Annotated in this window: 1 protein-coding gene; it reads right to left on the bottom strand. The window is 70.7% G+C overall.

Annotation, left to right across the window (positions count from 1 at the left end; genetic code table 11):
* Positions 1-55: 55 nt before the first annotated feature.
* Positions 56-1294: an IS256 family transposase gene (locus tag ACFY07_RS28525; protein WP_390872435.1), complete on the bottom strand. Its 1239-nt coding sequence runs from the start codon at positions 1292-1294 to the stop codon at positions 56-58.
* Positions 1295-1435 lie beyond the last annotated feature (141 nt).

The following is a 1435-nucleotide window of genomic DNA, read 5'->3' as shown; positions in this document are numbered from 1 at the left end:
GGTCACGTCCGGTGGCGTGGTGTAACCGACGGCCACTCGCTGATCCGGCAACAAGCTATGCGGTCAGGGCGGTCGGGGTGATTTCCGGTTCGGTGTCTCCCTCGATCAGGTGAAGGCGGCAGCGCCCGAGGATCTCCGGTCCCATGTAGCGGCGCTGTTCGGCCCACTCGTCGTTCTGCTCGGCCAGGACCGCGCCGACCAGGCGGAGGATCGCGTCGCGGTCGGGGAAGATGCCCACGACGTCGGTGCGACGGCGGATTTCCTTGTTCAGCCGCTCCTGGGGGTTGTTCGACCAGATCTGCTTCCACACCTCCCGGGGGTAGGCGGTGAAGGCGAGCAGGTCCTCGCGGGCGGCCTCCAGGTGCTCGGCGGCCCTGGGGAACTTCTCGTCCAGGGCGGCGATGGCCTTGGCCATCTGGACGCGCACGGCCTCGGCGTCGGGCTGCTCGAAGACCGTCCGCAGCAGGGTCGCGACCCAGGGCTGGGCGGACTTCGGGACCTGATTGATCAAGTTGCGGGCGTAGTGGGTCCGGCAGCGCTGCCAGGCGGCCCCCGGCAGGGCGGCGCCGACGGCGTCCACGAGCCCGGCGTGGGCGTCGCTCACCACGAGTTGGACGCCCGTCAGGCCGCGGGCGACCAGGGAGCGCAGGAAGGCCAGCCAGCCGGCCCCGTCCTCGGACGCGGCGACGTCGATGCCGAGGATCTCGCGGTGCCCGTCGGCGTTCACGCCGACCGCGACCAGGGCGTGGACGTTGACCACGCGGCCGCCCTCGCGGACCTTCTGAGTCAGCGCGTCGACCCACACGAACGTGTACGGGCCGGCGTCGAGCGGGCGGCCCCGGAACTCGGCGACCCGCTCGTCCAGGTGTCGGGCCATCTCGCTCACCTGGGACTTGGACAGCTGGGTGACCCCGAGGGTCTCGGCGAGCTTCTCCACCCGGCGGGTCGAGACGCCCAGCAGGTAGCAGGTGGCGACCACGCTGATCAGGGCCTGCTCGGAGCGGCGGCGGCGTTCCAGCAGCCAGTTCGGGAAGTACGAGCCGGAGCGGAGCTTGGGGATCGCGAGGTCGATGGTGCCCACGCGGGTGTCCCAGTCGCGGTGGCGGTAGCCGTTGCGGTGGGTGAGGCGGTCCTCGCTGGGCCGGCCGTACTCGCCGCCGCAGATCCGGTCGGCGTCGGCGGACATCAGCGCCTCGGCGAACGCCTTGACCATCTGGCGCAACAAGTCCGGACTCGCCGAGGCGAGGTTCTCCTCCAGCATCGCGGCGAACGGCAGACTCTGGGGTGCGGTCATCGTGCTGGTCTCCTTCAAGGGCTTGGTCGTTCTCGAAGGATCAGCCGATGGCCGTCTTGCTTGGCGGGCGACACGCGCCCGCCCGGGGCAGCTCCACCCTCACGGGGAGCTACCCGTTACACCACTTCTCTGGACGCAACC

The organism is Streptomyces sp. NPDC001380, assembly GCF_042895785.1.
GTDB lineage: Bacteria > Actinomycetota > Actinomycetes > Streptomycetales > Streptomycetaceae > Peterkaempfera.
This window is presented reverse-complemented; position numbering and strand designations above follow the sequence as displayed.